Origin of the sequence: Solemya elarraichensis gill symbiont (genome assembly GCF_002021095.1) — a bacterium.
Lineage (GTDB): Bacteria > Pseudomonadota > Gammaproteobacteria > Chromatiales > Chromatiaceae.
The window spans coordinates 1-8,019 of record NZ_MPRK01000070.1 but is presented as its reverse complement, the minus strand read 5'-3'; the positions used below and the strand labels follow the sequence as shown (position 1 = coordinate 8,019).

The following is an 8,019-nucleotide window of genomic DNA, read 5'->3' as shown; positions in this document are numbered from 1 at the left end:
TGAACACAAATCGCATTTTGCTAGGCTCATCTCATTAGCAGAGCAACTGAACGGGAAATACAATGAAAAAATGGGAATGTGAAATCTGTGGCTTCGTCTACGACGAGGCACTCGGCCTGCCTGAAGATGGTATTCCGCCAGGCACTTCCTGGGATGCTGTCCCGGAAAACTGGCAATGCCCGGACTGCGGTGAGTCCACGGCTGAATTCTCAATGGTCGAAATCGCTTGATGAGTCACTGATGGGCCGCTACCGCGCACCTGCTGCGAAGAAATCCCCCTATATCACGCGCGAGGGCTACCTGCGCCTGCAGCAGGAGGAGAAAGCAGTCTGGAAGCGCCGCCGCGAGGTCACTGTCGCACTTGCAGCCGCAGCCGCAGAAGGTGATCGCTCGGAGAATGCCGAGTATATCTACCGCAAGAAAGAGCTGAGAGAAATCGATCGCCGCATTCGCTATCTGCAGAAACGCATGCCTGACCTGAAAGTTATCGACCTGGTTCCCGATAATCCCGAAGCAATCTTTTTCGGCGCATGGGTCACACTCGAAGACAGCAATGGCAATGAATCAAATTACCGTATCGTCGGCCCGGACGAATTTGATGTGGAACCCGGCTATATCAGCATGGATTCCCCCATGGCCAAAGCCCTCTTCAAGCACAGCATCGATGACGAGGTAACGGTGCAGACACCGGCGGGCAAACAGCTCTACCTGGTGACCGATGTACGCTATGACAGCACCTCGAACTGAATCCTCCGCCGTGACATCTCGCTCTTGCGCAGACGCCTGATTCTCGCACTGAGGCGCTCTCCGCGATCCAGCATACCGGCCAGCCTGTCATTCTCACCTCGCGGCACATAGCCGAGCTTGTCATTCCTGAAATAGATAGCAACAGCTGCGGGATCGAAGGGATTTTGCGGTTCCCGCACCAGCTTCAGCTCCTCACCCTCACGCAGGAAGCTCCACACACCAATTGCCCTGTGGTGATGAAAACCCGCTACGGATGAAATCTGCAGGCTCGATTGCGTGCGCGGCTTCGCCCTGGTGCCCGAAATAAACAGGCGTTTCCTGATGGATTCAAAGTGTCTGTTCTGCATGATTTCCTCCCGTTTGCAGGGAGTATCGGACAGGTGGTAGCTCAATGCATGAGCCCGAGGGAATTATCCTGGGAGAGAGGCTAAATAACGGGGATTACTTCTCTTTTTCCTTCTCGGCTTTTTTGACCTCGCGTTCGATCAGATGCGTCACCCAGTTGGAAAGAGTGCGCCCATCATCCTGTGCAATTGCTTTCGCCCGCTTCTTCAAATCGGGGTCGATTCGCAGATTCAATACCTTAGTCTTGGACATGTGTATACAAAGTGTTGACATTGAAAGTAAAACGTATATACTTCATCTTAACATAAGCCAATCGGCAAGAGTAATCCGTATGGATTTCTCTGAATTTGGAGAGAAAAAATGGATTATATGTCGGCAAAATCTGAACTCGAACATCGCATTCCTGTCATTGACTGGAAAGCCGTTGCGATCGAAGTAGCGCTAATGGGCTTTGCTCTCGCAGTCATGATGCAGTTCTAAGCAACGCACACACAAAATTCCCCTGAAAAAAGCCCGGAAAATGGATTTCCGGGCTTTTTTGCGTCTTACCTATACGAGTCAGGCACATACCTGAGCGTCCGCTCAAGCTCTCTGGCCCTCCTCTCAAGACGGGCAAGCTTCCTCGCGCATCATGCGTACCTCCTCCAGCACTTGGTCGCGCTCTGAGTCGCCCTTGTTCCAACGACCGTTCACGACTTGTTCTCCCTCAGCACCGGGAACCGTCACGACCTCAATACCGTCAATTGTTTTTGGTACCAGTGGTCGTACCCAGGGCGGGCTGATTTCCGGCGTGTCGAGACGTTCTGCCTCGATGTTCCAGTGAGTCACTACACGCTGTAAATAGCCGTCACCCAGTTTGACGTCACGCATCTGCCTGTCGCCGTTAACAACCACTCTCACATGGTAATTACCCTCCGGCTGGCGGGTCAGCAGAATCGGGCCGTCCATCACCACGTCGAGGACAACTGCGCCACTAGCTGTTGCAACCCTGGCCCTCGCCATGGAGACATAACAGCCGCTTTTCGTCGCGGTAAGGATTTCAAGATTGTATTGATCGCGCACCTCTTTCGATTCAAGGTACTCCAACTCGGTGGCACCGATTCCACCACTGAGGTAGGTGGTGTCATAGTAGAACTGTTGGCGCACCGGCGCCCAGAATTCGGCAATTGCGGGAGTGAACAGCATCAACAGAAACAAAAGAGATGAAATTCGTATTGTTGTGGTCTTCATTTTGGCCCTCCGTAAAGTATCTGCTCTCCTATAATTAATTATAGGCCTTAGCATCACTCCTGTTACTGATAATGCTCAAGCGCATCGCGCAGGTGCCGAGCCACCATCTGCCGCAGACTTTCAGGGGCTATCACCTCGACATCACTGCCGTAGCGCAGGATATCCATCACCAGTTCGGTGGGATTGGCATAGGGAATGCGCATCAGGTATTTTCCGTTATCGAGCCATTCACCCTGCTGCTGGGCATGCCACGCCTCATTTGCGACCCAGCGTGCGCTCTCGGCCGAAAAATGCAGTACCGCCTCATCTGTCGCCTCGCCGGAAAAAATGCCGTAGGCAGAGGTAAAATGCGTTTTCAGCTGCTTCTCCTCTACCTCTTCGGCTTGCTTCTCGAGCTGACGTGCAGACTCGATGGCATCGAGCGAAAAGGTTCGTAATGCATTACGCGTGTGGCACCAGGCATCCAGGTACCAGTTGTCACGATAGTGAACCAGGCGCTGCGGTGAAATGCGCCTGCGTGAAGAGGTATCGCTGGAGCGGGCATAGTAGTCGATTTCGAGCTGCCTGCGTTGCGCGGTGGCACCAGCAATCAGCTGAAACCACTCACTTCCAGGGCGCGAGGCGAGGTGCAATATACGGATGCGGCCGCTGAGATCGCCCGAATCACCCTGCTGCAGCTGCAACAAATCATCAATTCTCTCCCTGAGCGGTGCCAGCTGGCGCTCAAACAAGCCAGGCTGCACATCCTGCAGCAACTGCTGCACTGTCAGTAGAGCCTGCAGCTCGGAGGCGTTGAACCAGATCCCCGGGAGCTCATACATGACTTCACCCGACTCGTTGCCGGTTTCATAATAGTAGCCATTAAGCTTGCGGTCATAGGCAATGGGAGCATTGAGATAAAGACGCATCGATTCGATGATGCGTTTTACAGTCGCACGCGAACACTCAAGCTCATCTTCGAGGCGTTTGCGTGAAACCGGATAGCGCGAAGCGCTGAGAATCTTGTGCAGATCGTAGATTCTGTCGAATCGATCCATGCGGGAGAGCCCGGGAGCTACTGCTGCGTGCTCTCCTGGAGCACTTTTTCAGCCTGCTCCGGATCCATCCTCCAGAGCCGTTCAAGCTGGTAGAAGTCCCTGACGCGCGGGTGCATGATATGTACGACCACACCGTTGAGGTCGACCAGCGCCCATTCGCCGTCGGTCACGCCCTCGGTGCCGATTGGTGCCTCACCCGCCTGCTTTGACTTGAAAACCACCGCTTCCGCAATCGATTTGACGTGACGGTCCGATGTACCGCTGGCAATAATCATGAAGTCGGTGATGCTGGTTTTACCGCGCACATCGATAACATTGAGATCCAGCGCCTTCATGTCTTCAAGAATGGCGACTGTCTGATCTCGGAGTTGTTCTGCTTGCATCTGGGTTTCCAAAGTCTGGTTATGCGCCATTTTAGCCGGAATGGCCTGTCTCGGCCACTAGGGAATAGTTCAGAGCTTCCCGGTGTATAGCTTGAGTCGCTCGATAATCTCCGCTACGGCATCCGGCACCAGGTAACTGATGTCGCGGCCAGCTGTACAGAGTTCGCGAATTCGGGTGGCACTAATATCAAGCTGCATCACCTGCTGGAAGTAAATTCGCCCCGCAGACGCATCGTGCAACTCGCCTGGTGAGTCCGCCTGGCGATCAGTTATCAGCGCCTGCAACTGCGAGTCGAACTGATGCTCACCGGGACGTTGCATGACGACCAGATGTGCCAGTTCGAGAATATCCAGTGGCCTGTGCCAGGAGAGAAAACTACGGAAAGCGTCTTCGCCAAGAAGTAATACCAACGGCTCGTTTGGCCACTGCTGTCGAAACGATGCGAGGGTGTCATAGCTATAGGAAGGGCCGTCACGATGCAGTTCACGATCATCGACACACACACCGCTGCGCCGTCCAAGCGCCGCTCTGACGAGCGCACAGCGCAGTTCAGGTGATACTTCCGGCTGACCCCGGTGCGGTGCATCCCTGAGCGGAACAAAATGCATCTGCCTGATGCCCAGCTCCTCCTGTACCTCAAAGGCAGGTCGCAGGTGTCCATAATGGACCGGATCGAAAGTACCGCCGAAAATGCCGATCATCAACAATCCGTCCGGCATTTACATGGGCAAAAATCAGGTGCGAATATGGCCATCGCCCAGAACGATATACTTGACCGAGGTAAGCCCCTCAAGACCAACCGGACCGCGTGCATGAAACTTGTCGGTCGAGATGCCAATCTCGGCACCAAGTCCGTACTCGAAGCCGTCGGCAAAACGCGTCGAGGCATTGACCATAACGCTGCTTGAATCGACCTCTGTGAGGAACCTGCGCGCACGCGTAAAGTTTTCGGTAACAATCGCTTCTGTATGTCCGGAACCATGGTTGGCGATGTGCTCCATCGCCGCATCCATATCATCAACGATACGGATAGAGAGGATCGGTGCCAGATACTCTTCGTCCCAGTCCTCTTCAGCAGCAGAATTGCAGTCGATCAGGGCAGCTATTTTCTCACAACCGCGCAACTCTACACCTTTGTCTCCATAATCCGCAGCAAGTCCAGGCAGCATTTCAGCGGCAATATTCTCTGCAACCAGCAAGGTCTCCATGGTATTACAGGTACCGTAACGCTGGGTTTTTGCATTCACTGCAATTGCATGCGCCTTGCTATGATCAGCCTGGTCATCGATGTAGACATGGCAGACACCATGAAGGTGTTTGATCACGGGGACACGTGAATCGGCCGAAATACGTTCAATCAGCCCCTTGCCACCGCGCGGAATAATCACGTCGATCGACTCGGGCATGGTAATCATGGCGCCGACTGCAGCCCTGTCCGTGGTTTCAACAACCTGTACGGCATCACCGGGCAGACCGGCCTTTTCCAGGCCGATCCGAATGGATGTGGCGATCGCCTGGTTTGACCAGAAGGCTTCGGAACCACCGCGAAGCACGGTCGCATTACCGGACTTCAGGCACAATGCAGCTGCATCTGCAGTCACATTGGGGCGTGACTCGTAGATGATCCCGACAACCCCGAGCGGCACGCGCATGCGCCCCACCTGGATTCCGCTGGGCATGTAATTCATATCGAAAATTTCACCGATCGGATCAGGTAGCGAAGCTATCTGTTGTAATCCTTCAATCATGACGTTGATACGGTCAGATGTCAGCTCAAGACGATCAAGCAGCGCATCATCAAGCCCCTTTGCACGCCCTGCCTCGAGATCCTTGCGGTTCTCCCGCATCAGGATGTCGCGATTCGCATCAAGATCTTCAGCAATCGCAAGCAAGGCGGCATCCTTGAGGCCTGTGCTGGACGCTGCGAGCTGACGGGAAGCGACACGCGCACGTGCGCCGACCTCCTGCATATAGGAAGCGATATCGGTAATCTCTTTTTTGGCTTCTTGAGTCATAACGGCCAGGTAAAATCACAACCGGTGTAAAAATTTATTTTACCACACTAACTGACGGCCTCGAGGGAATAGCCGGCAATTCCGCCAAGCAGCGACTCGGTGAGCACCCACTGATCCTCTGCGCCGCCCTTGATTGCATTATCAATTCTTGCCACCAGCGATAGCAGTTGCTGCCACTCACTGAGTGAATGTTTTCGCATCGCAGTACCGAGCAGGGCCCGACGCTGCTCCCACACGCGATGCCTGTCAAAAACCGCATTCGGCGACCCTCGACCTGCAGCAGCCGTAGCCAGTTCAACCAGCAATCGAACATCACGCGCCAGCGCCCACAACAGAACCGGCATGGCGACACCCTCGGCACGCAGCACTGCCAGCATGTGCAGTGCATGCCCACCCTGGCCTGCAAGCGCAGTATCGACCATTTCAAACGGCGTGTAACGGGAGTTACCGGATACAGCGCTGGCAACACGCTCAACACTGACTTTGCCCTCACCATGTATGAGACGCAGTTTTTCCAGCTCCTGTGAAGCCGCAAGAAGGTTGCCTTCGGTATGCTGAACCAGCAATTGCAGGGCAATATCGTCAAGCTGCAGACCACACATCTGTGCCCTGTGCTTCATCCACTGCGGCAGTGCCCTGCCAGTGACCGGCCAAACCTGCACGATCACACCAGCCTTGTCGATCGCCTTGAACCACTTGGTATTCCTTTGCGCAGCTTCGAGCTTGGAGAGTACCAGCAACAGCATCGTATCGGGCGGTGGATTTGCCAGCCACTCGGCCAGCGCGGCGCTGCCATCGCGGCCCGGCTTGCCGCTCGGAATGCGCACTTCAAGTATGCGCCTCTCTGCAAATAGCGACATGGAGCTCCCTTCAGCAAGCAGAGTATCCCAATCGAATCCCCGCTTCACCTCGAACAGAGTGCGTTCGCTGTAACCCGCCTCGCGTGCAATATTGCGCACGGAGTCGGCGGCCTCAAGCAGTTGCAGGGGCTCATCCCCGCACAGCAGGTAAACAGGCTCAAGCCGCTTGCGCAGGTGGGAGTCCAGTGCTTCGGGTTTTAGCTTCACTGTTCAGCCTGCAGCTCAAACTGCACGATCAGTTTGAGCCAGTCCGCATGGCATAGTGAATTGTGCGCATGATTTTCTGTGCCAGCAGTTGCTGCATCTCGCGATCTTTCTCTTCGCGCGCGCGCTCGCTGGAGAGCTGTTTTTTATCAAGCGCATATCGATAGTGATCAACCGCCACCTTGCGCTCGGAAACCAGGGGCTCCCCTGCCCTGTCATGCAGCGACAGGTTAACGCTCTTGATAAGCAAGTATTCGACACCCTTGCCCCTGCGGTCAATTGCCGTGAGCTTGTCGAGTGACTCAACCTTGTTCAATTTCAATACAGTCGCTGCGTCATCTTTCGATCCGGTAACACGAATGCTGCTCGCGCTGAACTGGTATTCCAGCTGGCGATACAGATCGCTGTACTGATTGATGCCTGTCACGAGAACAGGGCTGATTGATGCAGGAAGGGGTTCGCTGCCACGCAGCTGGAATCCGGTGCAACCCGTCAGCAGGGCCGCGATCAGCAATAGCAGTATTGGGCGAATATTCACATCGATATCCTTCAAGGTGTTTGGCCTTGGTTATTGTGGTGCGACGATATTGACCAACTTGCCAGGGATAACTATCACCTTGCGTACTGTCGCATCACCGATAAATTTCTGTACGTTCTGATTATCCAGTGCTTCTTTCTCGACTGCCTCTTTGTCGGCATCGGCTGAGACCTGCACTTTTGCACGCACCTTGCCGTTAACCTGAACAACATATTCTATATTCTCCTGCTGCAGGGCGGATTCATCAACCTCGGGGAATCCGGCAGAGAGAATATCCTCACCAAAGCCGAGTTCACTCCACAGGTGATGTGTCACATGCGGGGCAATCGGTGCGAGAAGCCTGAGAATGATACTGACACCTTCGCTCAGCAAGGCACTGTTGTCGACCTTGTTGAGCACATTGACCATGGTCATGCAGGCAGAAACAACTGTATTGAACTGCTTGCGTTCATAGTCGTACAGCGCTTTTTTCAGTGCCGCGTGGACTTCCCTGCGCGCGGCAACACTCTTTTCATCGGCGTCGTCAAATTTTGCATCTGCGTCCCGGATGGCATCGGCATGGCCTGTTGCCAACGTCCACAGGCGACGCACGAAACGGTGCGCGCCCTCGACACCCTCGTCTGACCACTCCAGCGACTGGTCCGGCGGGGCTGTGAACA

The 8,019-nt window shown here is 54.5% G+C and carries 12 protein-coding genes; 2 read left to right on the top strand and 10 right to left on the bottom strand.

Annotation, left to right across the window (positions count from 1 at the left end; translation table 11 throughout):
* Positions 1 to 62 precede the first annotated feature (62 nt).
* The gene (locus BOW51_RS05155) at positions 63 to 230 is read left to right on the top strand and encodes a rubredoxin (RefSeq protein WP_078476756.1); all 168 of its coding nucleotides are present in this window, start codon (positions 63 to 65) and stop codon (positions 228 to 230) included.
* A 10-nt stretch (positions 231 to 240) separates the two neighbouring features.
* On the top strand, positions 241 to 747 hold the full coding sequence (greB, locus tag BOW51_RS05150; RefSeq protein ID WP_078476755.1) for a transcription elongation factor GreB: 507 nt from the start codon (positions 241 to 243) through the stop codon (positions 745 to 747).
* Here greB and BOW51_RS05145 read toward each other — a convergent pair.
* The 10 genes from BOW51_RS05145 to BOW51_RS05100 form a co-directional block, all read right to left on the bottom strand.
* On the bottom strand, positions 726 to 1,094 hold the full coding sequence (locus tag BOW51_RS05145) for an HIRAN domain-containing protein (RefSeq protein ID WP_078476754.1): 369 nt from the start codon (positions 1,092 to 1,094) through the stop codon (positions 726 to 728). The two genes, greB and BOW51_RS05145, sit on opposite strands and share 22 nt — an antisense overlap.
* A 94-nt stretch (positions 1,095 to 1,188) precedes the next feature.
* Positions 1,189 to 1,344: a toxin-antitoxin system HicB family antitoxin gene (locus tag BOW51_RS05140; protein WP_135568066.1), complete on the bottom strand. Its 156-nt coding sequence runs from the start codon at positions 1,342 to 1,344 to the stop codon at positions 1,189 to 1,191.
* Positions 1,345 to 1,695: 351 nt separating this feature from the next.
* Positions 1,696 to 2,322: a hypothetical protein gene (locus BOW51_RS05135; protein ID WP_078476753.1), complete on the bottom strand. Its 627-nt coding sequence runs from the start codon at positions 2,320 to 2,322 to the stop codon at positions 1,696 to 1,698.
* Between the two features lie 62 nt (positions 2,323 to 2,384).
* Positions 2,385 to 3,359 (bottom strand): helix-turn-helix transcriptional regulator, encoded by a 975-nt coding sequence (locus BOW51_RS05130; protein ID WP_078476752.1) that lies wholly within the window; start codon positions 3,357 to 3,359, stop codon positions 2,385 to 2,387.
* Between the two features lie 17 nt (positions 3,360 to 3,376).
* Positions 3,377 to 3,742 (bottom strand): ribosome silencing factor, encoded by a 366-nt coding sequence (gene rsfS, locus BOW51_RS05125; RefSeq protein ID WP_078476758.1) that lies wholly within the window; start codon positions 3,740 to 3,742, stop codon positions 3,377 to 3,379.
* A gap of 69 nt (positions 3,743 to 3,811) precedes the next feature.
* A complete protein-coding gene (gene nadD / locus BOW51_RS05120; protein WP_078476751.1) occupies positions 3,812 to 4,444 on the bottom strand; it encodes a nicotinate-nucleotide adenylyltransferase in 633 nt (210 codons plus the stop codon).
* A 33-nt stretch (positions 4,445 to 4,477) separates the two neighbouring features.
* Positions 4,478 to 5,758 (bottom strand): glutamate-5-semialdehyde dehydrogenase, encoded by a 1,281-nt coding sequence (locus tag BOW51_RS05115; RefSeq protein ID WP_078476750.1) that lies wholly within the window; start codon positions 5,756 to 5,758, stop codon positions 4,478 to 4,480.
* A gap of 47 nt (positions 5,759 to 5,805) precedes the next feature.
* Complete coding sequence (gene holA / locus BOW51_RS05110; RefSeq protein ID WP_078476749.1) at positions 5,806 to 6,825, bottom strand: DNA polymerase III subunit delta; 1,020 nt, start codon at positions 6,823 to 6,825, stop codon at positions 5,806 to 5,808.
* Positions 6,826 to 6,853: 28 nt separating this feature from the next.
* Positions 6,854 to 7,360 (bottom strand): LPS-assembly lipoprotein LptE, encoded by a 507-nt coding sequence (locus tag BOW51_RS05105; protein ID WP_167367239.1) that lies wholly within the window; start codon positions 7,358 to 7,360, stop codon positions 6,854 to 6,856.
* 30 nt (positions 7,361 to 7,390) lie between these two features.
* A partial coding sequence (locus BOW51_RS05100; RefSeq protein ID WP_153039624.1) for a class I tRNA ligase family protein occupies positions 7,391 to 8,019 on the bottom strand: 629 nt, incomplete at its 5' end.